Here is a 25,681-nt window from a genome sequence, read left to right as displayed (position 1 = left end):
GTAATCGCTAATTGGTAATCGCTAATTGGTAATCGCTAATTCTTCGGGAGCATCTCAGTTTTGCAAAAAGCATTTTTTTATCATAGTGCGAGTTTAATATCTCGCGTATTGTACAAATCGCGAGCGGGGAGGCTCGCACTGTAAATGCAAAACTGAAATGCGCCCAATTTTTCATTAAATCCATTAAATCCATTAAATCCCGTACACCCCTCGTTTCCGAACATACTTCTGACACCACAGACTTGAAATTTAATGCAGCTTCGGGTTTTTGAGTGCCGATTTTGACTTGAGTAATGCCGCTGACTGTTTGAAAAGCGGCTTGGTTGAGAGAATTCATGGCATCACCTACTTGCTGAATAGCGATCGCCTGCTGTTTAATATTAAAAGAAATTTGTTGATTGCTAGTAAACACCAGATTGCAAGCTTCCCAAACCCCCGTAAAAGCTTCTGCCATATCTCGTACTGTTTTCACCCCTGTCATATCAAATCCTGTCTTCATCGGAATAGTAAATTCAGGCGTTGACTGTTGACTGTTGACTGTTGACTGTTGACTGTTGACTGTTGACTGTTGATTGTTAACATCAGGTATGAATGCAACCGGAATTGATATTACTGCCGTTTTGGCTCCCTCTTCTGTTGCTTTCACAGTCGAGTAGATCGCACGTTTAATCTCTGGAATAATACCATTCATCTTTTGTGCCACTTCTTGACTTTCATCTGCTAACTTGCGAATTTCCCTTGCTACCAACGCCAAACCTTTACCGTACTCACCGGCTCTGACTGCTTCCACGGCGGCGTTGAGAGCCAGGATATTCCTATGGCTGGCTAAATCGCTAACCAAACTTGCTAAGGTCAAGATATTGCCAATCTGACTTGTACTGTCATCAGGGGGAAAAGAGGCTTACAGTTACATCTTTTTGTGAAGCTATCAGAACTAATCGCTATTCTTAAACAACTGCTTTTAGATCTAAAGCAGCTTCATTCAATTTTTGAGTACCGACTTTAGTTTGAGTGATACCGGAAGCCGTTTGTGCCGCTGCTTGGTTGAGTGAGTTCATAGCTTCCACCACTTGCTCGATCGCGATTGCTTGCTGTTTGGCGTTCAGCGAAATTTGCTGAGAGGTCAAAACCACATTGTTAATTGCATCAGCCACTCCAGCAAAGGCTGCTGCAGTTTCTGAGGCAATATTTACACCAAATTCTACAGTTTTAGTTCCTTCATCTGTCACCATTACTGTTGAGTTAATCGCCTTTTGAATATCAGCAACTAAGAGATTAATTTGCGTAGCAGATTTTTTACTGCGATCGGCAAGTTTGCGAATTTCTGACGCGACAACGCCAAATCCCTTGCCGTGTTCGCCCGCCCGCACTGCCTCCACGGCAGCATTAAGCGCTAACATATTAGTCTGATTTGCCAAATCGCTAACGACAGTTGAGATATTGCCAATGCGATCGGTTTGCTCGCTCAACTGCATAATTTGCCCTTGCATATCCTGCACTTTTGTTTTCAGCGTTGCCATTGCTTCTAAAGTTTGTTCAACAGCTTTTGTACCTGTTCCAGCTAAATTTAAAGCTTGTATTGCTTGAGATGCGGCAGTTTCTATCTGCTGTGAAGTCGCGCGAGAAGATGCGCCCAATTCGTCCATTGTCGTAGTAGTTTGATTGACTGAAGCTGCTTGCTGGCTTGCCATGCGTTCCTGTTCTTCAACTGTTGCTGCAATCTCAGTGGAAGAAGTAGCGATCGAACTAATTGCGCGATCGATAGTTCCGACAATTCCTGACGAAATTAGCCAAGCTATGCCCGCACCAAACAGCATTAAAAGCACCGAAGCAACCAGCAGCGTCGATATCAAAAAGTGTAAAGCTTCCTTTGTCATCTGCGTTTTTTCCTTAATTATATTTAATTCTGCTTCTCGAAATACCTGGTTCACTTCCACAAATTCATTCACAAAATTTGTGTACTTGCCTGTATTAAATAGAGCGATGGCTTTCTCTTTTTGATTTTGCTGCAATAAGCGAACAATTTCGTTAGAACCATCATAATATTCGTTGACTAGCTCTCGCATCCTATACAAACGGGTTTTCTGTGAGGGATCTTTAACGATCTGCTCTACATTATTCGCCGACTGGCGAGCTAATTCTGCACCTGCTTGAAAATCCTTTAAAAACTGCTGATTTTTATTAATTATATACCCGCGCATCCCCCGTACCATTTGCTCCGCACCTGCGGATATTTTACTGGTTTCTCCGATTACTTGCTCTACTCTTTCTGTTTCTTGGAAAGTGTTAAATACCTGATTGGTAGTAGCGATAACTACTACGGGAAACCCTAAGTATATAGTTGCTGGCACTAGATATCCGAGCAGTATCTTGTTTCTAATGTTTAAATTGTTAATTTTAGCAAACATCTTTTTTCCTGAATTTAAGATGGGATTTCTGTTGGTAATATTGTGACGCTGCGCTCTTCGTTAGGAATACCGCCTTAACAACAGAAATCAGCCGGCCACTTCTGGACTCGATGCCGTGCAGTGACACTAACAAATAATATCATAGCAAATTCCGTTTTATTGCTATAGCGGTTCTTAATTTTTGTGAGGTATGAGGGCGAGTAATTACATGGCTTACACCAAAAGGTCAATCAACCGGGTTTTTAACCGAGATTGAGGATTTTTGGGGAGTATTTGGGTGATAAAATTAGCTCTATGGCAACCTATATATAATTTCTCAATTACCAATTACGAAAAATCCCAGTGTATGGCACTTGTGCTGAGAAAGGCTATATCTTTTCTTGAATTTCCGGTGGCGCGGAGTTTCTTGGTGCCGGCGCAATTCCGATGGGCTGATAAAATCTTTTTTCAAACCTCCTCATCAACAACAATTCCCCCTTGTTTGAGGAGTTTATGTAAGTTGAGAACAGCGATGATTTTTTCTTTGTAAATAGTAGTACCGAGCAGATATTCGCGGTTTTCCGAAGTTATTGCAGCAGGAATAGTCGCAAGCTCTGCCACATTCAAATATATAATATTTAAGATTTCATCAACAATTATACCTGCAACCAAATCTTCAATTTCAACAACGATCGCCTTAGATATAGATTTTGTATCCGCCGACATATTTAAAACATTCCGAATATCCACTAGCGTCAGAATCTCGCCCCGCAAATTCATATTTCCAATAATGCGATCGGGAGTGCAAGGAACCGGAGTTACTTGGCGAATGTCAGTAAATTCACGCACTACCTCTAGATTAATACCAAAATATTCGTCGTTTAAGAGAACCACCGCCAGCGACAGATTAATTGCTTCAGAATTTTTGCGATCGCCCAAGAGCCTCAAATTATCAGCTCGCTCTCGAAAAATTGCCTTTTCTTCCGGCATAGCATTGGGACAAAAAACGCGAGGCTGGCTCAAAAATTTAGCATTTTCCGCTAATAATTTTGGATCTATTTCTAAGTGCAAATTTTGGCTCTCTACCTTGCCAGCTAACGCCCCAGAGCCTGCAATGCTTGCAGAAAAGGGAATTTCTGCCTCTGTTTTGTCGGGAGAATATCGAATTAGGCGATCGAGATTGAGCAGCATAATCATATCGGCCCCGCAGCGAGCAAATCCAGCTACAAAATGATGCGACGCCTCTGAGTTGTCTCGCCCGTAAGATAGCTGCGGAGTTATTGCATCTTCCGGGATCTGCTTAACTTCGGTAACTTCATTAACAATGATGGCAACTCGAACTTCTTGCCATTCTATAACGATCGCACTATCTGTCAAACAATACTCGTGCCACAGATACCCAAAACGAAGATTTAGATCCATCACCGGCAGAATAGATCCCCTGAGATCGATCGCCCCAACAATATCTGGAGGCGCTTCGGCGATGGGTGTCAGCTCCGGTAGAAAGAAAATTTCCCGAACGCAGGCGACTTCTACACCCCAGAGCAAACCGTTCTGTTTAAATATAAGATACGGCTTAGTTTCCATATTGATTGTGACACTTTATTGACTGGGACTTGGGAAAAACACATGGTTTATGCGATCGTATTAGGTTGGGTAGCGAGGTACTTACAAAAAAAATTAGTTTGTAAATTCTCCCGGCGCGTCAGTTTTGTTAGCTGTACAATTTTACCATTTTTTTTTGAACATCCATCAATACTTGACTCGCTGTCATTTTTCCCTGCTGCTCTATCGGAGTATTCGGCGGTAGTTTTTTGAGAATTTCGCAGGATGAGTTGTACATTTTAATAGCTATATTTAGCTTACCTTCTTGAATGTATATATTTCCGAGTTCGAGATAAGCTGAAACAAAAGATGGGCAAAGATAAATGATTTTTCTCAAAATAATTTTAGCGGTTTCCAAATCGCCCTGTTCTTCAGCAATCTGCGCTTGTAAACAATAAGGAAATACTGACATAGAATCTACTTTGCTAGCTTGCTTGCAGTGTTCGATCGCCTGAGAATAATTACCTAAATTTGCATAAATTTGCGCCAACAAATAATCAGCATCAAAGGTCTGATATTGTAGAGATAACGCCTTTTCTGCCCGCTCAATTGCTTCAGTATAATCTTTATTTTTAAAGCATTGTTTAGCTTCTTTGATTAGCATTAAATAAGTTTCTGGCGGCGTTTTTGTGATTAAGTTATCATTTAATAATGACCCATCCTTGCCCGCACAATGTCCCTCGACATAGCGACTTTGCAGGATTTTTTCCAACGGAGTATCTGCTGTTAACAGCGACCCGATATCTGTAAAATTGCCGTTAGCAAAACTAGCTAGCACCGTTTTCGCTAACGGCAACTGACGGCTGTCGCTACCAACTTCCGCTCCCTTTCCCGATTCCCCAGAGGCTGATTTTACCTGGGATGCTGGTGCAATCAAAGACTCTATTTTACCTGGTTCATCCCCTAGAACATTCTTGGCTTGATAAACAACCGACTCCGGGAAAATTTTTGGTTGAAACTCCTTCATTACGTGATTGTAAACTTCCGCGTGACCGGTCATTAAATATCCTCCAGGTCTCAGCGTCTTGGCAAATTTTTTCAATACCTGGGAAATATATTTATCTTCAAAATAAACAAAAACATTTCTGCATAGTATCAAATCCATGTTATTAATATCTGTGTAAATATTAGGAAAATTATCTGTCACTAAATTGAGATTGCTAAAGCTCACAAATTGGCGCAATGTTCTATCTATTACCCACTCGGTTTTTTGCCTATCGAAATAGCGCGCTTGCAAATTTGGATCGACTAAGCGAAACGACCAAGGGCTGTAAATTCCCCGCTGCGCTTTTTCTATTACTTCTTGATTGATATCAGTACCTAAAACTAAAATATTCCATTTTTCCAAATCGGAAATTAGCTTTTTTAAAATAAAAACTAAAGAATAAGGTTCTTCACCGGTAGAACAGCCTGCACTCCAGATTCGCAGGGTTGGCTTAATCCCCAATTGATCGTGTAGTTTTAATTGGCGATCGATCAATTCCGGGAAAATGACTTTTTCTAGGAGCGAAAATTGTCCTTTGTCCCGCATGAAATAACTTTCGTTTGTTGTCAGCAGCAGGGCGAGTTTGTCCCATTCGTTTTGACTTTCCAGACTCGGAGCAGCTAACATTTGATAATAATTATCGGGTAAGGCTATTTTTACAGCTTTCATCCGAGTCAAAAGTTTTTGAGTCAAAGCCGATCGATCTTGCGGGCGAATTTGTAAACCGGTGCGAGCCGCAATTAATTGAATAAATAGCTGAATTTGTGCATCGTTCATATCAACTCGGTAAATTTGTTTAGGTAGAATCTGTGATGATGGGGAATTGGGCGGATCGAAGCGGAGGGATTGGGAATTGGGAATGGGGAGTTGCGAATTGGGATTTGAGCCGATCGCACTCACCGCCACAATCCGAACGGAAATAAGATCGTGTCAGGTCGATCGACCGCAAGATTCGCGTTGGGGCGGTGAACTCACCCACAAAAACCATCGTTAATTTAGCAGATTGCGAGATCGAAAAGAGCAGGTAGAAAACAGACAGCAGCACGAAAAAAATTCGGCCGTTTTCCTTCTACCTGCTGCCTTCAAACCGTAAGGTGCGGCCCGCGCACCCTACACAATGCCGGTTCCAAATCCCGACTGTTTAAGCTGGAAAAATCCGCAGGCGGCGGTTAGGTTCTTCCCCAAAACTGTGAGATTTTAGGTGATAGTGTTCCACAAGTTCGTGCTGCATTTTGCGGACGTTGGGAGAACGCGGTAAGAGTTCCACCGGCTGTCCCTTGGGAATGACAATTTGCTCCACAGCCAAGCGGGTTTCTTCGAGAGCTTCGAGCTCGTCAGAAGTACCGCTGCGGGCGAATAAGGCGAGGTCTGCCACTTCCGGGGTGCCGGGGTCGTCCATGTCCAACAAGCGCCGCAAAGCTCTCGCTACGTGGGGAATAGTGCCAGCCTTGATTGTGTGCAGGGGAACTTGGCGAGTTTTGGCCAAGTGCCTTAATTTGGACTGGTTCCGCACGTTCGATCGCAAAGCCAAAACCACGTCAGCACTTTCAATATCCTTCGTCAACTGCACCGGCAAGTTCAGGGTCGAAATCACCTGTTCTAGCTGGTGGCGAGCTATGCCGTAAGGATAAACGTGGAGGGGCAAATCTTCGCCGTTAGGGCCGACGTTCTGGGAATAACGTCCCCGCTGCTGCGGTACTGGTTCCACGGACAGGGATTCTTCGAGGAGTTGCTCGAAATACCGAGTCTCAGGAGCCACCGGCGCGCTGTTAGCTGCTGCGAATTTCTCGCCTTGAGGGGGCATCGGCACCATTTTGCCGGCACTGCGCCACCCAGAAATCGGTGTGACAGGTCGGATTGCTGATACCGCAGCGGGGCCTGGGCTAGAAGCTGAGATCCCTGGAAAGCGGGCGGGGGGAGATGCTGACTCGCGCTCGATAATTACTTCTCCACTGTCGCTGACGCTTCTGATTTGCTGGTTCGGTTCGCGTCCCCGCAGCAGGCTGTCGATCGAATCTGAAACTCGCTCGTGGATTACCCAGCGCTGGCGTTCGAGCATTTCGATCGCAATTTCAAAAGTAGGCGGTGATTTGCGTTCCAAAACTGTCTTTTGAGAACCGCGCCGCCTTGCTTCGTCATCTCCTAGCGTCACCGCTTGGATTCCGCCAATTAAGTCTGCCAGAGTCGGGTTTTTCATCAAGTTTTCGATCCGGTTCCCGTGGGCGGTACCGACCAATTGCACGCCCCTTTCGGCGATCGTCCGAGCGGCCAAAGCTTCTAATTCCGTGCCGATTTCGTCAATCACGATCACTTGCGGCATATGGTTTTCCACTGCTTCGATCATGACTTGGTGCTGGAGTTCGGGACGGGAAACTTGCATTCTGCGAGCTCTGCCGATCGCCGGGTGCGGGATGTCTCCATCTCCGGCGATTTCGTTGGAGGTGTCGATGATTACCACTCGTTTTTCCAAGTCGTCGGCGAGCACGCGGGCGATTTCGCGCAGGGCTGTGGTTTTGCCGACTCCGGGGCGGCCTAGCATCAAAATTGACTGACCGGTTTCCACTAAATCGCGGATAATGCCGATCGTCCCGAACACAGCGCGGCCCACCCTCAATGTCAAGCCGATAATCTCGCCGCTGCGGTTGCGAAGGGCGCTAATTCGGTGCAGGGTTTGCTCGATACCGGCTCGATTGTCGCCGCCGAAGCTGCCGACTCGATCGATGCAATAGTTGAGGTCTGCTTTGGAAATCGGTGTTTGGGAAAGATGTTCGGCCGAGGATGGAAAACGAGCTTCTGGTCGGCGGCCCAAGTCCATTACAACCTCAATGAGATTGTTGCGCTGCGGGTGCTGCTCTAGGGGCTGCCGGATCTCGTCTGGCACGATTTCTAATAATCTGTTGAGGTCGTCTGTAATCTGCATTCGCCTCGGTGTGTTCGGTGACGTTTTCAACTTTTTAGTCATTAGTCATTAGTCATTAGTCATCAGTTCGCGGATTACGCACGGGCAGTTAGAAACTGGGTTTCTACGAGTTTTGCGTGGATGAACGAGAAATATACTAAGAAACCGGGTTTCTGAGGTCGCAAATGCGATGGTGATATACAGTTGTTAGCTGTCAGTTGTTTTTGATTAACTAATGACCACGCTTCGACTTCGCGAGCGGGCAAGATGACTGATGACTAATGACCAATGACCAATGACTAATGACTTTTAATCTGGGAAACTAGAGAACGAGCTAAACTCACGGCCTCCGAGAGAAGTTCTGGGACGGCTTCGAGTTGATTCAACCGATGTGTTGGAACTTCGGCTGCTGGCTTGGCTGCTGGAACTGCCAACGCTCGATCGCTCTGCATTGTGTCTAATTGTTCTAAAATTGGCGACAGCAAAACCCTGGCATAGCTGCCGTAAGCTACACCTGCAATGTATTGGATGGGGGGAGATGACAATTTTTTTCCGCCATCCAAAAGCAGTCCAGAGGCTCTGAGTTTGCTGACAGTGCGATCGTTAGTGCCTCCTGCAAGTTGCACGAATCCCGGCAACTGGGCAGCCAAAACTTTTTGACCGAGTTTTACTGCGGCTCTAGTAGTTCCTGTTCCGATATCTCCGCTCATTGGCCTACCGTCGGTTTGCCAAATTAGGGGACAAGGAAGGGGGGAAATTATTTGATATAGTGTCCGCAAATAGTCAATCAAACCGTCTCCATCGGGGCAACTAATTGCTATTAATTTGAGTCGATCGACCCACGGAGCTATGCTCGACCAAAGTCGCGCAAAATCTACTTCTCTGCCTATTTGCGTGTGGATTTCTAGGGCATCCGCACCGGATTGCAAGATTAAAGGTGCGATCGCAGCGGGAGCAGACACGTAAGAACGAGTGTAGATTAATTGGCTCGGACAAATTGGCAAACAGCGACCGCAGCCATAGCATTGCTGGTCTATCACCCCGGAAAAACCCTCAACAGCTTCCTGAAAAACTATTGCCGAGGCCGGACATATTTTTTCGCAAGGCCGCCAGCAGTCCGTCGGACAATCGGCTGGGTTGAATTCGGCCTTGCGAAAATGCGGGTCTTCCCCATCGTTTAAACTCACCATCAGCCAGGGCAACCCTTTGCCCCCAAACCTGCGGTTGGGGGTTTTTGCCTGTAATTCGCTGGCAACTTGTAGGGCTTCTTTCGCTGCTGCGACGGCGGCGGGATCTGCCGCGACATCGATACAGTCAGCGCCTGCTAAGGTGTAAGCCAAGGTGAGATTCCGAACCGCCGGCAGGTGTTGAAAGCTCGCCCCACAGATCAACTTGAACCAGCGGCCGCTTTTTAATGAGTTTAGTGGATGATAATGTTCTGTCACCCTTATATGTTAATCCTTTGAGCTAAAAATTACGAGGCAAAAATTTGTACTGAGTTTTCCGGCTCAGCCAGATACAAGTATCAAAACGCTACCGATAGGAGTGGGACTTGGGGGTCAGCCCTAGATGTGGAGTATCGAGCATGACTTTTTTGGCAATCTAATTTTTTTAAGAGTTTTTGTTACGGGTACAATTTTTAATTTTTGGCTGAGGTTTTAATTGCAGGCAGACTTATAATAATATCATTTGTTAGCGGTGGGTGCAAGAGAAAAGCCGACTATTATTGCAGGATTGAGAGTTTTGGACTAGGAAAACTCGATTCGGAGCCATCTAGCGCTAACCAAAGCACCTGCGCGTATTGAGCGCACTCAAACCAAGGCAGAATGAAAGTTAAATAGCCGATCGCCACTGCTGATAAATCGGTATTTAGCGACACGATCGCGCATTTCAAGCAATATCCCCACAAAGCAACAGCAGCGATTAGTCCCAGAATGCCTGTAGAAATAGCAGTATCTAAAATCCAATTGTGAGCTTTATAACTCGGTATTTTTTCAGTGCGAACCCGTCCGTTTGGGGCCATATAATCATAAGAAAACTGACCTAAGTTCACAATTTCAGGAACCTTATTGGGATTGGCGACGAAAGGATATGCGATGCCAAATCCGTTAAAACCCCAGCCAAAGAGAGGTCGTTTTTGAATCCCGCGCACAGCAATTTCCCACAAGGGCGATCGGCTGGACATTACTTGTGCAACAGATACTCGATTCCAGTCCAGAGGTTAGCGTAAAAGTCATCACACTAATTGCCACTAAGCCGATCGCAATAGCTGGAATTAATTGTTTGTAATATTGCCGTCCCAACAAGTAAGATAGTGATATAATTAAAGATAAAATGGCTGTGCGAGTGTTGGTAAAGAGCAAAGCGGGGAGAATGAGAAATAAAGCGAGAGTGGAAGTGCGATCGCTAATTAATTTCCACTTCCAAGCTACCGCACAAATAACGGCTGTCAGAGTCAATACTATAGCTGCGTGGCCGCGGTGCGAGAAAAGTGCGATCCTCTTCGAGGGCTGCGCTAACGGCTGCTGTCCCCGAAAAATCGTGCTCGCCAAAACATCATGTGCGATCGACTGACCGTTCGTTGCTGTATAATCAATTTGCCAGTTGAAAACTTGCGGAAAAACGCTAACAGCTACAACCGCACCTCCTATCAGCAAACCCCGCATTTGACAGCGAAACAATTCTGGATGCAGTTTTAACAGCAGCCTATTGGTGAGGCTAAAAATAGAAATTAACAGCCAGTACAGCCAGCCGTCTCCCATTTGGTTTTGTCCCCAAAAAGAACGCTCCGGGAAAGGACTGTTTAGGGTAGAAATCGCTCCCACCGTCAAAAAAACTCCCCACAAAATCAGGCAGACTTTCCACTGCCGGGAAAAAGTTAAAAGTTTCCTTTCTTCCCATAAGAATGATAAATTTGAAAGCACAATCAGCAGGACAACAAAAACTTTAGGTTGCGTCCAAATTTCGCCGCGGCTGCCTCCCCAGGGGTTGATGAGAATGAGGCTGAAAGCATATAGCAGAGTGTAAAGATTTTTCATCGGAAAGATAGTTGTGTCACTGTTCGGGCTAGCATCGCGATCGCAGAATCTATGTTTCATCATTTCGATCGGAAAGATAGTTATGTCACTGTTTAAAAACCTCGCTGTCAACTGTCAACTGTCAACTGCCAACTGCCAACTGCCAACTGTTTAACCAGCCTGTCGCTTTTTCCGCAAAATATAGCGCATCCCAGCGAACCATAACAGCATTCCCTTAGCCGCCAAAATACTCCCCGGTTCCGGTACAGCTTCCGCATCAATGGGCTTGGGAATTTGCCGCATCTTGAAACTTCCTTCCCGTTCCTTAAAAGCTAATTGAATTGGAAATGCTGTTTCTGCTGTCGGGCCAAATAATGAATCAATCCCAGTGATTCTAAAATTATCTACTGGATAACCCAACAAAGAAATAAAGTCTAATTTATCTCCCGGACTGAAATTACCGAGAATCGAGTCTCCCACTGCAACAGTAAATTCCTGGTCATCGCCCACAGGGAAATCAAGAATTTCAGTAAATAAAGTGTCTTCCAGAGATTGGAATTCAAAGCCGTAAGTAGTGGGAGGGTCAAACCAGCGGCAGCCGGGAACTTTGTTGAAGACTTGCCAGCCATTTTGGAGAGAATTGGGCAGGATGGGGTTTTGCTGTGTCAGGCCGCGCTTTTCTTTTCCGAAGCCGCCGCCGCCGCTAGTTGCTACGCTAAAATCTGGCGATTCTTGTGGGTCGTAAACATCAACAAACAGCTCGTAATTGCCTGTGTCTTGACCGCGAGCACCTCCACCAGCAGCACGGACATCGAGGTTGATATTCCCACTACTGCCCACAGTACCAGTTAGTGCGGAGGCAAAGCCATTTCCTACAGGGCTACTGTCGTCGTCAAATCCTAGCTGAAAACCTGAGTCATTGTCAGTGCTTAAGAATGTGTTGGGGTTGCAGCGGTTGGAGGGGAGGTCGTTGTTTGTCCAGGCTCTATATTTGGAACCAGGAGTAAGGTCAGAGAGGTTAAAACGGTCTACTTCCAAACCGGAGGCGAGGCTGTCGGAGAACTTTTTAGTGGTTTTAGGACGAGTGAATGTGTTTGTCCATCCCCATGAGATTCCGTTGTAAATTGTGACTTCTTGGTTTGGTCTGAGATAAGCTAGATAAAGTTCAAAATTCCAGTCATGATTATAGATATAACTTGGGTTGGAATTTGTCCCTAAAACGTAAGGCACGTCTAGAAAAGAGTATGATGGTAGATTTGTTTGAGGATTAAACCTACCCAGATAATCAGCCGCTAGATAGAAAGGAGTATTAGAGGATAGATTATCGATTAGATTAAAAGACGTAGCTGTCATCCCATAAGCAGATACAGGCTGTCCGCCCGTATTAACATTTACCCTTTGAATCCAATAAGTTTGACCAAATTTTGGTTCATCATTCGGGTCGGCTTCATAATCTATCCAAATACTAGCTCCAAGGCCCATTTGTTTTCCACTAGGAGGAATACCAAGTTCAGGAAAAATAGACATTTCCTTACCACACTGAGTTATAGGAGCGCAGGGATAGTAAGAAATCACATTAAAAGCCCCTCCTAAGTTACCACCTTGTTTAAATTTCCAACCTTGCTGCTGATAAGGTCTTAACAAATCCAGAAGTGCATCGCTTCCACCTCGTTTTATTTCTTTGATATCTTTTGTTGTAACAGTAATTTTACCGCTGTCGCCAGTGTCGGGAATTGTCACATAGGTTTCCTGAGAAGAACTTGCTGTTGTACCTCTAAGCTGGAATGCAAATACAGGCTCTGTAATTAGAGCTATCGGAACCATTGATGCGAACCAAACTTTAGGTAGAAGTAGAAATTGCATTTTTATAAATCCTCCACATATTAAAAAAAAAGAAAAATTTTATTTGTGATGCGATTGCGGCAATTATTAAGCAAAATAGGTTAGGGTAGTACAAAGCTAAACTGTGTCCACGGACTAGATAAATTACCTGTCAACACTCCCATCAATTGCTTGCGTTCTGCCTTTTCACGATCCCGATACCATCTCTGGGCCTCAGCATTGGTGTAGGTAAACCGAACCTTAGAAATACCCGGTTTGAATCCTCTAAAAAACCAGAGATTACTATATTTGTCAGGTATTTGAAGGTAAATATTTTGAGCGCCCCAATAAAATTTCCCCTCCCAGAAAAGGTTAAGGCTTTCTCCCGCTCTAACTAATGGAAAATCTGATTCAGTCCGAAATACCAGACTAACTTGAATTTTACCTGCATAAAAATTTTCACCATCCACCGCCATAAATTCAGGTGTCAAAGAATCCAAAGAAACGCGAAAGGCTGTTAGGGTATTGTTAGTAATACGAACTCCAAATTGTATAGGAGTATAATTACTAGGTTCATTTTGGGGAATTGTCAATACTCTTTCCGGGACTAGAGTTTCAAGCTTAATACTACTATCAGAGGGCGTTGTCGCTCCTGCGGACCTATGGCTCAGTGCCATTACACCCGAAAGGATTAAAGCCAATAAAAATAAGCCCAAATGCTTCATCACATCAATCAGCTTTGCTTTCTTAAAGTGACTCATCAACTACTTGGTTATATATTAGGACTAATTCATAAATATTTTAACCGTAAAAATACTGATTTTTTACGTGATATTTTTTTGCTGCTACAATTAAAAATACTAAACTTCGATCGCCTGCAAAAAAAAGTATCTTACACTACAATATATAATTTATCAATAAAGTTTCGTATGTTCATCAACTTACCAAGTGTAAGTCCACAAAAGGCATCGCTATCCAACCAGTCCAGACTTTTTCTAATACCTGTTCTTTGATGTTAGTTGCTCTTTGTGCGGAAACGTGGTATATAAGTCCAAGATGATATGTACCGGGCTTGAGGTAATAAAAATAAATGTAGTTGTGTAATTGCGAGCTTTGTGTCAGTGCGCGACGAGAGAGCAATCGCAGAATCTTCAGTTCATTCGATAGTGATTCCTGTAGGGGCGGGTTCACCAACAATATCTGCCAACAATCTCCAATCTCAAAAACCCGCCCCGGTCGGGATATTAGGCCCTGTAAAAATTATCCAGCCTGTCGCTTTTTCCGCAAAATATAGCGCATCGCAGCAAACCACAGCAGCATTCCCTTAGCCGCCAAAATACTCCCCGGTTCCGGTACAGCTTCCGCATCAATTGGCCGAGAAATTTGCCGCATCTTGAAACTTCCTTCCCTTTCCTTAAAAGCTAATTGAATTGGAAATGCTGTTTCTGCTGTCGGGCCAAATAATGAATCAATCCCAGTGATTCTAAAATTATCTACTGGATAACCCAACAAAGAAATAAAGTCTAATTTATCTCCCGGACTGAAATTACCGAGAATCGAGTCTCCCACTGCAACAGTAAATTCCTGGTCATCGCCCACAGGGAAATCAAGAATTTCAGTAAATAAAGTGTCTTCCAGAGATTGGAATTCAAAGCCGTAAGTAGTGGGAGGGTCAAACCAGCGGCAGCCGGGAACTTTGTTGAAGACTTGCCAGCCATTTTGGAGAGAATTGGGAAGGATGGGGTTTTGTTGAGTGAGGCCGCGCATTTCTTTTCCAAAGCCGCCACCGCCGCTAGCTGCAGAGCTAAAATCGGGCGATTCTTGCGGGTCGTAAACATCAACAAACAGCTCGTAATTGCCTCTGTCTTGTCCGCGAGCACCTCCACCAGCAGCACTGACATTGAGGTTGATATTGCCACTACTGCCCACAGTACCAGTTAGTGCGGAGGCAAAGCCATTTCCTACAGGGCTACTGTCGTCGTTAAATCCTAGCTGAAAACCTGAGTCATTGTCAGTGCTTAAGAATGTGTTTGGGTTGCAGCGGTTGGAGGGGAGGTCGTTGTTTGTCCAGGCTCTATATTTGGAACCAGGAGTAAGGTCAGAGAGGTTAAAACGGTCTACTTCCAAACCGGAGGCGAGGCTGTCGGAAAACTTTTTAGAGGTTTTAGGAGGAGTGAATATGCTTTCCCAACCCATGATATCCCATTATATATTGTCACTTCATTTGGGTTATTAATGGGATCTTTGACCTCAGCAAGATAAAGTTCTGCGCTCCAGTTTTTGTTGTTATAATAGATATATTCTCGAGCTACAATATCTACAAAAAGAATTGTTTGATTTGGATACCTTACCACCTGACCATAGGTGTCGTAAAAAGGGTTAAATGTTGGTTTTTGGGGATTTCGAGGGTCGATAAAACCTAGTTGAGTTTGCTCTAGGACTGTATCAATTTTATCGTCAGGAGTTCCCGGCGGTTGCTGGATGGCTCCCTGCAGGGTAATGGTATTAGCATGATTGTTAACTACCCGTTGGATAAAATGGACGTTACTTCCTACTGGATCTCCGACACCAGGGTTATAAAGAACTTGTATTTCAGCTCCAATTCTTTCTGGGGTAGTAAGAAAAATAGAGGGAGCATAAACCCCAATATCAAACCTACCTGTTAAAGATTCTACAGGTTGCGCCTTGTTAAAAGTCCAACCATTTTGGGCCCAAACAGATGATGTGAGAAGGTTAAAAAAATCATTTGTGCCACCTAGTGGGAGTACAGAGACTGAGGTAGTAGAGACAGTCAAAGTACCAACACCAGGCTTTGTCTGAGATATTGAGGAACAGTAAGGCGAGGTAGGAGTGCATATCGGGTTTGGTTGTTGAGATGGCATTGTGAAAGAAAACGCGAAACTGGCTCTACCTGTGAGTAAAATCAGCAAGGGTGAACTTAATAAAATTGTCCAGTGTTGGGATAGTCTCATTGCTGACAACTCCTTTGTATGTACTAGGAAATAACAGTCTTGACCTGAAATCGAGTAAAAATTGCCACTTAAGTTTTATTTGGATTCAGATTGGACGATGCGAAACTTCACAAAGGGTGTGACTATTTGACCTGTCCAAATCCCTCGTGTTAATTTGTATTCAGTCATGTGTGGGTCATCACAGAATAATACTGACCTAGGATTGATGTATTTCAACCTAATTTGATAGTTACCAGGCCCAATATCGAAAGTCCATCCGCCACCCAATCCATCATTGCCTCCAAATAGAAGCTGATTGTTCTGCCAGAAAAGTTCCGCTTTCAAGAAAAAGGTTAGATTTTCTCGCGGTTGAACTAAGGGACAAGCCAGTTGCGGAGACTTGAGAAGCATACCTCTACCCCCAGAACTTCGTAATAAATTACCATCAGCATCTACTATTGCTAGTGGAAATACCAGCAGGGGATCGAGTGGAGGAAAGCGAATGGGGTAAGGTGTGTTGTTTGTAATTTGAAAACCGATCCGAACAGGAGTAGTAGCATCTTGTTTTTCAGGTATACGCCATACCCTGTCTGGTACTAAAATTTCCAACCGAATACCATTTCTTTCAACTGCATTGCTATCGATATTGCTATGTGTTGATTCAAAGGATGTCAATTCAGTTGCCCTCCCCAGTTCCGCATCAACAGCCCCAGCTAACAATCTGGGTACATGGCCGAGCGCAATTACACCGGAAGTGTCAGGTTGTTTTTTGGAAAGGGTCAATACAGGCTCTGGCATTATGCTTTCAAAGCGGATGCCATCAATTTCAGCGGATTTCAACTCAGTCACCCTGGTTATTCCTATATCAGAGGGCGCTGTCGCTCCTGCGGACACATGGCTCAGTGCCATTACACCCGAAATGATTAAAGCCAATAAAAACAAGGCAAAATGCTTAATCACATCAATTAGCTTTGCTTTCACAAAGTGACTCATCAATTACTTGGTTATATATTAGGACTAATTCATAAATGTTTTAACCGTAAAAATACTGATTTTTTACGTGATATTTTTATGATGAAACAATTAAAAATACTAAACTTCGATCGCCTCCAAAAAAAGTATCTTACACTACAATATATAATTTATCAATAAAGTTTCGTATGTTCATCAATTTACTAGGTGTAAGTCCACAAAAGGCATCGCTATCCAACCAGTCCAGACTTTTTCTAATACCTGTTCTTTGATGTTAGTTGCTCTTTGTGCGCCAATGAGGTATCTAAGTCCAAGATGATATTTACCGGGCTTGAGGTCATAAAAATAATAGAAGCCTCCAGCTTGGTATCGATGTTAGAACCCCGACTTCTTAGAGAAGTCGGGGTTCTGGGTGTTCTGTTTTTTTAGATTTGTCTGCTGGTTACTTGCTCAGCCGCTTGTAAACCGTAGCCAAAGCATGGCTATCCCCCACATTTCCCGGAAATAAAACCACGGGTAAATTGGGAAACAGAGGATGGTCGGCTGCTGTTTTCACCACCGAACAACCTGCGATAATTTGACCGATTTGCCTGACACTTTTGAGCGACAAACCTGTACTCAAAACATCATTAGAAGTAATGCCGCCCTTGCTAATCAAAAACCCGATATCGGCAGGCAGTCCCCGCACCACATCCATCAATAAAGCAGAAACCGCCTCTCCAAATTTTAACCTGATTTCCGCATTGTCAAATTCGAGTTCCTTGCGGCTGGTATAAATTACAGGCGTTTTACCATCGGCATTAGCAGTCCGGGCTTTTTCGAGAATTTCATCGAGCATTTGGGTGCGAGACTCGGGTGAATCTTCTAACAAGTGAGATACATCTATTTCAATGCTAACTATATTGGGTTCTTTTAACAACCGCTCCAATTGTTCAGTAGTTTTCTTAACGTGGGAACCAACTATTACTGCACCCGGTTTGCCATCCCTCACGTATTTTGCCATTTCGTCGGCTGCTACGGGCTGGTGGCCGATGTCAGCTAAGGATGTTAAAATACTGGCCGCGCTGCGGAATAAAAACTTTTTGCCTTGACTGGCTGCATCGAGAATGTGTTTGGCAAATGTGTTTAAATCGCCTTGACTTTCGCCGTCAACAACTGCACATTGGTTGTCTGTCATGTCCATCAGTCGATCTAAACTTCCGTAGCGTATATCTGCGAGTAAAATGCGATCGACTGTATCAGCTTTGATGCGACCTTTGGTTTTTTCTTCTACGTAGTCTGGCAGGTAACTGTGACTGTAGCCGAAGACTGAATCTTTGGCAAATTCGGTTTTGTGAACAGGGGTTGCAACGCTGTTAACCATGAGGTAGTGTACGCTGTTGCGGGTAATTCTGCCTCCTTCAAAAAAGGCGGGAATTAGAAAATGTGCGTCGAAGGGGCCTAGTTCTTCGGCGATCGCGTCGGTTTCGATGGGATAGTGACCGCGCAGGGTAGAATCAGAACGGCTAACTATTAGAAAGTCTTCGATTTTTTCGCTGGCGATCGCCCTTTTGAGATTTTGGCACACTTCGCGGGTGACGGAGGCTGCTTTTTCGGGAGTTAGCGATCGAGTATTTGTCAGTATAAAAAAAATCGGGGACTTGTCCCGCAGCCCCAAACGCAGGGTATCTTCGTCCCAACGTGTCAGCAGCAAGCAACTGTGCACGGTTTGCGAACCTGTTGGATCGTCGTCGAGAACTATAATCTTGGGTTGGCTAGAAGACATACTGACCTTGTTGTTAACGTCACCTTTCCAAGATATCCTTACCTGTTACTTAACAGCCAAAAATTTACAATTAGGATATTTCTTAACAATTCTCATTATTCATGAATTTTAAGATGTGTTGAATAATACCGGGCGGTTGAAACCCGGTTTATACTTACCTTACAGCCATTAAAGAGCGGGTTGAAGAAGGGGCGGTTAAAATTTAATAAGGTTGGGTTAACGCTGGTGTTAGAAGAGATTTCTTAGTGTTAGTTTTCGCGATGGTCGGCGATCGCACCTCCGAGATTATGATAGTTATAAATTAACTGATTTGTGCGGGGAGAAATTAGCTTTTTAACTGAACCGTATTTGGTTAAAATTACGTTATTCTCTTCATTCCGCTTGGCATGGAATTAGTTTGACTTTCTGGCGGTTTCAACCGCCGTCTGCTTTTAAAATTACGTTATTCTCTTCATTCCGCTTGGCATGGAATTAGTGTAGACGCGGTTTCAATCGCCATCTTATCTTTCCATTTTTTCAATTAGCAGTGTTTCGATCTTGCAACTTTTTTATTTCTGCTTGAACTTCTGTAGCTAACTGCAAAGCTTCGTTGAGCAATCGCCCTTGTTTGCTGGCTCGATCGCTAATTTGCAAGGCATTCAAAGTTCTCAAATTATTGGCAAACAGTTCGGAGTTAGTTGCGACAAATTTTTTGTTTTCCCTGAGAATTCTTTCAGTTTTCAAAGCTCGAACTAAATCCTCTCTGATGGCCTGCAAGGCTTGAATGACTTTGGCTCGATCGCCTATTTTGACTTCCGCATTGCCCGCATCTTCTATGCGATCGTTAATTTCGATGGCTTTGATTATACCATTATAGCGATCGACATCATCAAACAAATTGATTAAATCTTTATTTTGGCTGCTCCAAATTTTCCACGCATCCTCAAAAATTAAACCGCAGATCGCCGCGAGGTGGAGGGCGAACCAAAACAAATAAGCCCTAGGAAATATCGCAACCAGCAACCAACAACTGATTATAACCAAAACAATTAAACCGACGGTTTTTAAAACTTCGCGGGCAAAATTAGTTGCAGTCGCCGGTCTGTATACGCGATGGGGCCCCGCGCCGCACAGGTGCCTGAGCTCACCGACAGTAATTTCTAATCCTTGAATGTCAGCTCGCATAAATCTTCACAAATATTTGTTAAATATAAAGTTTTGTGGTAGAACAAAAGGCTCGTCTACAATAAATCTAACACTTTTTTCAACCAAAACTGCACTATGTCCGCACGTCCTATCTACCTAGACAACCACGCCACAACTCCTGTAGACAAACGGGTACTTGATGCGATGCTGCCGTATTTTACCGAACAATTCGGCAACGCAGCCAGCATCAACCACGTCTACGGCTGGGAAGCAGAAGCAGCGGTTAAAAAATCGCGGCAAATCATAGCAGAAGCAATCAATGCTTCTCCAGAAGAAATTGTTTTTACTAGCGGTGCGACGGAAGCAAATAATTTAGCGATTAAAGGTGTCGCCGAAAGTTATTTCAGCAAAGGAAAGCACATTATTACAGTAAAAACCGAACATAATGCAATTCTTGACCCCTGTACGTATTTGCAAAAATTGGGGTTTGATATTACTGTTTTACCTGTAAAAAGTGACGGATTGATTGATATTGGCGATTTGATCAAGGCGATTCGGGCCGAGACAATTTTAGTTTCAGTGATGACGGCTAATAACGAAATTGGGGTGATTCAACCGATCGCCGAAATTGCTGCAATTTGTCGGGGAAATGACATTCTGTTTCACACGGATGCGGCACAGGCGATCGGCAAAATTCCTCTAGACGTACAGGAGATGAACATTGATTTAATGTCATTGACGGCGCACAAAATCTACGGGCCAAAAGGCATTGGTGCCCTCTACGTCCGCCGCAACAAACCGAGAGTGCAGTTAGCGCCGCAAATGCACGGAGGAGGCCACGAACGGGGAATGCGATCGGGAACTCTCTACCCACCGCAAATAGTCGGATTCGCCAAAGCAGTAGAATTAGCCGTTGCGGAAATGGAGTCGGAAACAGAACGAGTGATTAATTTGCGCCAGCGTTTGTGGGAAAATTTGAGTGAATTGGACGATGTTTTTCTCAACGGTCACGCTACTAAGAGATTGCCCGGTAATCTTAATATTAGTGTAGGCGGGGTTGACGGTCAAGCGTTGATATTGGGTTTGCAATCGGCGGCGGCTGTTTCTTCGGGTTCGGCTTGTACTTCGGCGAAAATTGCTCCATCTCATGTTTTAGCAGCGATCGGGCGATCGGACAAATTAGCTTATGCTTCAATTCGGTTTGGAATTGGCCGGTTCAATACCGCAGCAGAAATAGATGCAGTCTCCGAACACGCGATCGCAACTATCACATCTCTCCGCCAAGCTCAAAAAGTGATGAGTTAGACAGTTGACAGTTGACAGTTGACAGTTGACAGTTGATAGTTGACAGTTGATAGTAACCTGTAGGGTGCGTCGCTAGAAGATACTCAATGAAACTTTCAGATTCAAGCGTGGCGACGCACCTTACCATTTGGGATTAGACGGTTCAATATGGTAGATGAGTTAAATCATATAACACCAGATCCCCAACTTCTGTAACCCTTTCCCAGACTCAACATCAAAGCTAATGCTAGAAGTCGGGGATCTACTAACAGGATCGTTCACTTAGAACCAAGAACCTCGCGCACCCGATAAATCGGTTTTCCCTGGGACTCGTGATAAGTCCGCATCATCACTTCCGCCAGCAAACCAAAACAAAATAACTGCACGCCAGTTAACAACAAAACCACAGCCAAAATCAGCAAAGGACGATTACCAATACTTTGACCCAGACCAAATTTCACGAAAGTCAAATAAATCCCTAAAACCGTTCCCAACGTCATAGAACTCAGTCCCAAAAGTCCAAAAACGTGCATCGGTCTAGTCAGGAACTTTTTCATAAAAGAAATAGTTAACAAATCCATCAACACCCGAAAAGTCCGCCAAATTCCGTACTTGCTTTGACCGAAACGGCGGGCGTGATGGCGCACCGGCATTTCGGCAATTCTCGCCCCTTCAATAAACGCCAAAGCCGGCAAAAATCGGTGCAATTCCCCGTAAAGATTCAAGTCGGCGACTAACTCAGATTTGTAAGCTTTCAAAGAACAGCCGTAGTCATGCAAAGTTACGCCTGTAACCCGACCAATCAGCCAGTTAGCAATTTTAGAAGGAATTAACCTGCTGATAGTATTGTCCTGCCGATTTTTGCGCCAGCCGCTAACTAAATCGTAGCCTTCATTTAACTTTGCCAACAATAGCGGAATATCAGCCGGATCATTTTGCAAATCGCCGTCTAGGGTAACAATAGCACGACCTGTCGCGCGATCGAAACCTGCTGACATCGCAGCAGTTTGCCCGTAATTGCGGCGCAAAAGCACAGCACAAAGGTCATCGCGACTACCGGCCAATTGTTTGAGAAGTTCAGCAGAACCGTCCTTAGAACCGTCATCTACACAAATAATTTGATAGCTGAGTCCTGATGGTTGAATAGCAGAGGCGATCGCCTCAATCAAATGAGGCAAACTTTCCACCTCATTGTACACCGGCACTACTACCGAAACGTCGAGAACAACCTCAGCGCCAGCCTGTTGTGCAGCCAATTTTTCCAAAAATAATGCAGCGTCCATTTTTTTATTCGATAATATCAGTAATCATTAGTCATTGGTCATTAGTCATTAGTCATTAGTCATTGGTCATTAGTCATTAGTCATTAGTCATTGGTCATTAGTCATTAGTCATTAATTAAGAACTACAGAACTTAGGCGTGGTGGCCAGAAACCGGGTTTTTTACGAAAATCATTTGTTCCCACCCTCAATCTCGGTAAAAACCCGGTTTCTTTGTTCGTAGTGCGATCGCCAAATAAACTAACTAGGTTGATAACTGGCGACCACTTTACCATATCCCCGCAACTGATGGTAATAAAATTGACTGACTTCATCCCCATCCTCCGACAAAACATCGATACCGATACCGTTGCGACCTTGTGCTTGTCCCGAACTGTGAATGTAGCGACGATCTCCGAGACACAATCCTACATGAGTGGCTTTTTCTGGCGTTCCAAAAAATACTAAATTTCCCGGTTCTACAGCACCAATACTAATAGGTTTAGTAAAAGCTTCCTGTTGATAAGCATCCCTAGGCAACCAAATGCCTGCAGCCACAAAAGCAGCTTGCATCAATCCCGAACAATCATAATTTGGCCCGACTGTACCGCCCCAAAGATAATAATTAGATTGGTTCATGGCTGCACGAGCAAAAGTAATTGCAACGGGCAATTTTTCCCTGATTTGAAACTCTGAAAGCACCAAAGGATGATACACTGTTTCTGTGACTTCGAGCAAGTCAATATCTCGAAGATCCAACCATCCGGGATAATCGTCTTCGCACAGCCGTACCATCACAGCGTTTGTATCGAAGTTTACCTCGCTCCGACTTTGGTTGAGGGCGCGCAAATGTCGGCCCTGCGATGCTTGAGTTGCCAAACGATCGCACTTTGGGGAATCGTAAATATTTATGTGCGATCGCACCCGGTACTCCACAACATCAGATAATTGAGAATTGACCATTGCTAATTGCTAATTATTTGCTGTTAATTGTTCGCATCCAACGATTTATGGCCATTAGCAAACCGCCGTTAACCGTTAACCGTCCGCCATAAACCATGACATTTTTCCACAAAGACGAACAATTAGAAACCCTCGGCAGTAGCATTATAGACTCTGCATTGTCAGAATTTACAGGATTGACGGGCGATCGCACAGCCATTACCTGGATAGTCTACGATCCGCCAGTGCGAGTCAACACGGGCGGCGCCCTCAGCGCACCAGAATTTTGGAAATATCAACCGCGAGGTTTTAGCAACCGAGCATCCGAACGAATTTATCCCGCCAGCATCATCAAATTATTCTACCTCGTTGCCATCTGGGAATGGGCCCAAAAAGGCATGATTCAAACATCGCCAGAATTAGAACGCGCCGTCCGAGATATGATAGTTGATTCCAGCAACGACGCCACCGGTTTAGTAGTAGATGCCCTCACCGGCACCACCAGCGGCCCAGAATTATCACCAAGCCCCTTTGAAACTTGGAAACAGCAGCGAAACATCGTCAACCGTTACTTTCAATCATTAGATTGGCCGGAATTACAAAATATTAACGCCAATCAAAAAACCTGGTGCGATGGGCCCTACGGTCGCGAGCGAGCATTTCTGGGAGAATTAATGGAAAATAGAAATATGCTGACCACCAATGCAGCGGCGCGTTTGCTGCACAGTATAATAGGCGGCGTAGCTGTTTCTGCCAAAGCATCGCAAGCAATGATGGGCTTAATGAAACGCAGTTTAGCACCAGCAGAATTAGAGGCAGATCCCGAAAATCAAGTTACAGGTTTTTTAGGCGGCGGATTGCCAGAAGATGCAAAATTGTGGTCAAAAGCAGGGCTGACAAGTCAAGTTCGCCACGATGCTGCTTATATTGAAATACCCGGTTTGCGGCCGTATTTGTTAGTTGTATTTACCGAGGGTAAAGAGAATAGCAAGAATGAAGAAATTTTGCCATTTATATCGCGGCAATTTGTCGAAGCGATGAAGGTACTTAATTAGATTTAGTAGCTGATTATTGCGACTAGACTTGAATTGCAAAAATAATTTGGACGATGCTCAAAGCCCGTCCAAAAATTTGATTAACAATAATTTTTTCTTACAAGTTCTAGAACGGAGAGGGAGGGATTTGAACCCTCGAAGGATGTTAACACCCTTAACAGATTAGCAATCTGCCGCTTTCGACCACTCAGCCACCTCTCCAAGATGACGGTAACTAACTATAGCACACACATCTTCTTTTTGCCAACCCCTAATTTAAAGATTCCTCAATCCCTTACTCTGTCTCGAAGGAAGAAGGGTACAACAGGGATTTTGACACGGATACACAGATGAATTATTGAGCTTGACTCAAATATTGAAGTCAGAAGGAAGAAGAAAGAAAAATCAACTATTCCCAATCCCCGATGCCCAATGCCCTGCGCGGGCCAATGCCCTGCGCGGGCCGATGCCCAATGCCCTGCGCGGGCCCATTCCCAATGCCTACTCGCCAAAGCCCCTAGCCTTCAAGTGCTTTTCCCAACTAAAATTGGAACTCAAAAAGAACCTCTTAGTATACAAATAGCCCAACCGGTACAGATTAGCCTTGCGATCGGCATCAAGTTGAAAATCCGTCGTCGTCACCTGAGCTTCAGTCACATCAATATTAATCACCCTACCTTTATCCATCTCCCGCTGGTGATAGCGGTCTCTTGCTTTCATCATCGTTGTGAACATCGCCGACAGCATCGACACCGGATTTTTAATCTTAATTTGATTTTCCAGGCCAGTATCAACCAACCGAAACCCAAAGGTAAACCAGCGCGGTGCAACCGGAGTCGAACCCGATTGCGTGTCATAAATCCACAGCGGAAAATTGCTCAGAATTCCCCCATCGACAATTAAGTCGTTTCCGAGTTTTCCCGGCTCAAAAAATAGGGGAATACTCATCGACAGCCGCACCGCTTCAGCCACGCTAAAATCTTCAGCGCTTTTGAGCTGCAACTCCTCGTACAAAGCGTCGGAATCCGCCGATTCCCGTCGGTTTAAATCATCGGGAATTACCAACATTTCACCGCGACTGAGGTTAGATATTACTACTTTTAATTCCCGGTCTTTTACCAGTTGTTTGACATCAGCAAAAGTGTGCAAGTGACCTTTAGCAAGTGTTGCTTCCAACCACTGCCGGAAAGGCTGCGAAGAATATTCACCCATCTGGCGGCTAATTGTTAGGAAAAGTAGCGTCCAAGCTGGAGATTGCAGGTCGTCTGCGGGGTCGCCATTTAATATTAGAGGACTATTTTTTTGAGTTAAAAATATGTTGTAATCTAGCTGTCCCAACAGTTCTTCTAAGTCATCGATTGACAAGTCTGTTGCCAATACTGCAGCCGTAATTGCACCGGCAGAAGTGCCTGCCAATTTTCGCCAGCGGATGCCCAAATCGCTGCAGCATCTGAGCGCCCCTAAAAACGCAACTCCACGCACGCCTCCGCCTTCAAAAATTGCGTCGGCATAAATTTGATTGTTTTCGTCGGGAGGCGGAAATTTGCTGAGAATTGTTTGTCTTTCGGTGGCGGACATCCTGACACCGGGTTCTTGCAAAATTTGCTGCGGATACCAGTTGCTCATTTTAGATT

At 44.5% G+C, this 25,681-nt stretch carries 20 protein-coding genes and 1 tRNA gene; 2 read left to right on the top strand and 19 right to left on the bottom strand.

Translation table 11 applies throughout. From position 1 onward, the window contains the following. Window positions 1-7 precede the first annotated feature (7 nt). From QUA97_RS04210 to QUA97_RS04140, 15 genes are all read right to left on the bottom strand, one after another. Window positions 8-868 carry a methyl-accepting chemotaxis protein gene (locus tag QUA97_RS04210; RefSeq protein ID WP_333193405.1) on the bottom strand — a complete coding sequence of 287 codons (861 nt, stop codon included), beginning with the start codon at window positions 866-868 and terminating at the stop codon, window positions 8-10. Between the two features lie 79 nt (window positions 869-947). Beyond that, complete coding sequence (locus QUA97_RS04205) at window positions 948-2,408, bottom strand: methyl-accepting chemotaxis protein (protein ID WP_194066578.1); 1,461 nt, start codon at window positions 2,406-2,408, stop codon at window positions 948-950. Between the two features lie 447 nt (window positions 2,409-2,855). Next, a complete protein-coding gene (locus QUA97_RS04200; protein ID WP_333193283.1) occupies window positions 2,856-3,974 on the bottom strand; it encodes a chemotaxis protein CheW in 1,119 nt (372 codons plus the stop codon). Between the two features lie 127 nt (window positions 3,975-4,101). Further along, window positions 4,102-5,754: a CheR family methyltransferase gene (locus QUA97_RS04195; RefSeq protein WP_194066576.1), complete on the bottom strand. Its 1,653-nt coding sequence runs from the start codon at window positions 5,752-5,754 to the stop codon at window positions 4,102-4,104. A gap of 364 nt (window positions 5,755-6,118) precedes the next feature. Beyond that, entirely contained in the window at window positions 6,119-7,897 is a 1,779-nt protein-coding gene (locus tag QUA97_RS04190; RefSeq protein ID WP_194066585.1) for a R3H domain-containing nucleic acid-binding protein, read from the bottom strand. 278 nt (window positions 7,898-8,175) lie between these two features. After that, on the bottom strand, window positions 8,176-9,321 hold the full coding sequence (ldpA, locus tag QUA97_RS04185; RefSeq protein ID WP_333193280.1) for a circadian clock protein LdpA: 1,146 nt from the start codon (window positions 9,319-9,321) through the stop codon (window positions 8,176-8,178). A gap of 278 nt (window positions 9,322-9,599) precedes the next feature. Next, on the bottom strand, window positions 9,600-10,061 hold the full coding sequence (locus QUA97_RS04180; RefSeq protein WP_333193278.1) for an O-antigen ligase family protein: 462 nt from the start codon (window positions 10,059-10,061) through the stop codon (window positions 9,600-9,602). Continuing rightward, window positions 9,985-10,977 carry a hypothetical protein gene (locus tag QUA97_RS04175; RefSeq protein WP_333193276.1) on the bottom strand — a complete coding sequence of 331 codons (993 nt, stop codon included), beginning with the start codon at window positions 10,975-10,977 and terminating at the stop codon, window positions 9,985-9,987. The genes QUA97_RS04180 and QUA97_RS04175 overlap by 77 nt, the downstream gene beginning before the upstream one ends. A gap of 87 nt (window positions 10,978-11,064) precedes the next feature. After that, the gene (locus QUA97_RS04170; RefSeq protein WP_228049813.1) at window positions 11,065-12,756 is read right to left on the bottom strand and encodes a hypothetical protein; all 1,692 of its coding nucleotides are present in this window, start codon (window positions 12,754-12,756) and stop codon (window positions 11,065-11,067) included. A gap of 80 nt (window positions 12,757-12,836) precedes the next feature. Beyond that, window positions 12,837-13,475 (bottom strand): hypothetical protein, encoded by a 639-nt coding sequence (locus QUA97_RS04165; RefSeq protein WP_194066574.1) that lies wholly within the window; start codon window positions 13,473-13,475, stop codon window positions 12,837-12,839. 499 nt (window positions 13,476-13,974) lie between these two features. Next, window positions 13,975-14,910 (bottom strand): hypothetical protein, encoded by a 936-nt coding sequence (locus QUA97_RS04160; RefSeq protein ID WP_333193272.1) that lies wholly within the window; start codon window positions 14,908-14,910, stop codon window positions 13,975-13,977. Next, entirely contained in the window at window positions 14,832-15,509 is a 678-nt protein-coding gene (locus tag QUA97_RS04155; protein WP_333193268.1) for a hypothetical protein, read from the bottom strand. The genes QUA97_RS04160 and QUA97_RS04155 overlap by 79 nt, the downstream gene beginning before the upstream one ends. Before the next feature lie 252 nt (window positions 15,510-15,761). Beyond that, window positions 15,762-16,658 carry a hypothetical protein gene (locus QUA97_RS04150; RefSeq protein WP_194066572.1) on the bottom strand — a complete coding sequence of 299 codons (897 nt, stop codon included), beginning with the start codon at window positions 16,656-16,658 and terminating at the stop codon, window positions 15,762-15,764. A gap of 421 nt (window positions 16,659-17,079) precedes the next feature. Further along, a complete protein-coding gene (locus QUA97_RS04145; protein ID WP_333193263.1) occupies window positions 17,080-18,402 on the bottom strand; it encodes a four-carbon acid sugar kinase family protein in 1,323 nt (440 codons plus the stop codon). A gap of 516 nt (window positions 18,403-18,918) precedes the next feature. Continuing rightward, window positions 18,919-19,566 carry a hypothetical protein gene (locus QUA97_RS04140; RefSeq protein ID WP_194066570.1) on the bottom strand — a complete coding sequence of 216 codons (648 nt, stop codon included), beginning with the start codon at window positions 19,564-19,566 and terminating at the stop codon, window positions 18,919-18,921. A gap of 96 nt (window positions 19,567-19,662) precedes the next feature. Here QUA97_RS04140 and QUA97_RS04135 point away from each other — a divergent pair, with 96 nt between their 5' ends. Continuing rightward, window positions 19,663-20,832: an IscS subfamily cysteine desulfurase gene (locus QUA97_RS04135; protein WP_194066569.1), complete on the top strand. Its 1,170-nt coding sequence runs from the start codon at window positions 19,663-19,665 to the stop codon at window positions 20,830-20,832. Between the two features lie 257 nt (window positions 20,833-21,089). Here the strand turns inward: QUA97_RS04135 and QUA97_RS04130 are convergent, their stop codons facing one another. After that, on the bottom strand, window positions 21,090-22,094 hold the full coding sequence (locus QUA97_RS04130) for a glycosyltransferase family 2 protein (protein WP_194066568.1): 1,005 nt from the start codon (window positions 22,092-22,094) through the stop codon (window positions 21,090-21,092). Window positions 22,095-22,332: 238 nt separating this feature from the next. Continuing rightward, window positions 22,333-23,034: a C40 family peptidase gene (locus tag QUA97_RS04125; RefSeq protein ID WP_194066567.1), complete on the bottom strand. Its 702-nt coding sequence runs from the start codon at window positions 23,032-23,034 to the stop codon at window positions 22,333-22,335. Window positions 23,035-23,129: 95 nt separating this feature from the next. Here QUA97_RS04125 and QUA97_RS04120 point away from each other — a divergent pair, with 95 nt between their 5' ends. Then, on the top strand, window positions 23,130-24,068 hold the full coding sequence (locus QUA97_RS04120; protein WP_333193257.1) for a serine hydrolase: 939 nt from the start codon (window positions 23,130-23,132) through the stop codon (window positions 24,066-24,068). Window positions 24,069-24,180: 112 nt separating this feature from the next. On the opposite strand, the gene QUA97_RS04115 is transcribed toward QUA97_RS04120, so the two are convergent. Continuing rightward, window positions 24,181-24,269: transfer RNA gene (locus QUA97_RS04115), tRNA-Ser, on the bottom strand. Window positions 24,270-24,548: 279 nt separating this feature from the next. Then, a complete protein-coding gene (locus QUA97_RS04110; RefSeq protein ID WP_194066565.1) occupies window positions 24,549-25,673 on the bottom strand; it encodes a patatin-like phospholipase family protein in 1,125 nt (374 codons plus the stop codon). Window positions 25,674-25,681 lie beyond the last annotated feature (8 nt).

Origin of the sequence: Microcoleus sp. CZ3-B2 (assembly GCF_036705055.1) — a bacterium.
Classification (GTDB): domain Bacteria; phylum Cyanobacteriota; class Cyanobacteriia; order Cyanobacteriales; family Microcoleaceae; genus Microcoleus.
This window is presented reverse-complemented; position numbering and strand designations above follow the sequence as displayed.

Coding starts and splice junctions, on each gene's coding strand:
- QUA97_RS04190 (WP_194066585.1), bottom strand. CDS start 7,897: ATGCAGATTACAGACGACCTCAACAGATTATTAGAAATCGTGCCAGAC.
- QUA97_RS04205 (WP_194066578.1), bottom strand. CDS start 2,408: ATGTTTGCTAAAATTAACAATTTAAACATTAGAAACAAGATACTGCTC.
- QUA97_RS04150 (WP_194066572.1), bottom strand. CDS start 16,658: ATGAGTCACTTTGTGAAAGCAAAGCTAATTGATGTGATTAAGCATTTT.
- QUA97_RS04125 (WP_194066567.1), bottom strand. CDS start 23,034: ATGGTCAATTCTCAATTATCTGATGTTGTGGAGTACCGGGTGCGATCG.
- QUA97_RS04110 (WP_194066565.1), bottom strand. CDS start 25,673: ATGAGCAACTGGTATCCGCAGCAAATTTTGCAAGAACCCGGTGTCAGG.
- QUA97_RS04200 (WP_333193283.1), bottom strand. CDS start 3,974: ATGGAAACTAAGCCGTATCTTATATTTAAACAGAACGGTTTGCTCTGG.
- QUA97_RS04130 (WP_194066568.1), bottom strand. CDS start 22,094: ATGGACGCTGCATTATTTTTGGAAAAATTGGCTGCACAACAGGCTGGC.
- QUA97_RS04170 (WP_228049813.1), bottom strand. CDS start 12,756: ATGCAATTTCTACTTCTACCTAAAGTTTGGTTCGCATCAATGGTTCCG.
- QUA97_RS04120 (WP_333193257.1), top strand. CDS start 23,130: ATGACATTTTTCCACAAAGACGAACAATTAGAAACCCTCGGCAGTAGC.
- QUA97_RS04175 (WP_333193276.1), bottom strand. CDS start 10,977: ATGATGAAACATAGATTCTGCGATCGCGATGCTAGCCCGAACAGTGAC.
- QUA97_RS04135 (WP_194066569.1), top strand. CDS start 19,663: ATGTCCGCACGTCCTATCTACCTAGACAACCACGCCACAACTCCTGTA.
- QUA97_RS04145 (WP_333193263.1), bottom strand. CDS start 18,402: ATGTCTTCTAGCCAACCCAAGATTATAGTTCTCGACGACGATCCAACA.
- QUA97_RS04195 (WP_194066576.1), bottom strand. CDS start 5,754: ATGAACGATGCACAAATTCAGCTATTTATTCAATTAATTGCGGCTCGC.
- QUA97_RS04140 (WP_194066570.1), bottom strand. CDS start 19,566: ATGCGAGCTGACATTCAAGGATTAGAAATTACTGTCGGTGAGCTCAGG.
- QUA97_RS04160 (WP_333193272.1), bottom strand. CDS start 14,910: ATGGGTTGGGAAAGCATATTCACTCCTCCTAAAACCTCTAAAAAGTTT.
- QUA97_RS04180 (WP_333193278.1), bottom strand. CDS start 10,061: ATGTCCAGCCGATCGCCCTTGTGGGAAATTGCTGTGCGCGGGATTCAA.
- QUA97_RS04165 (WP_194066574.1), bottom strand. CDS start 13,475: ATGAGTCACTTTAAGAAAGCAAAGCTGATTGATGTGATGAAGCATTTG.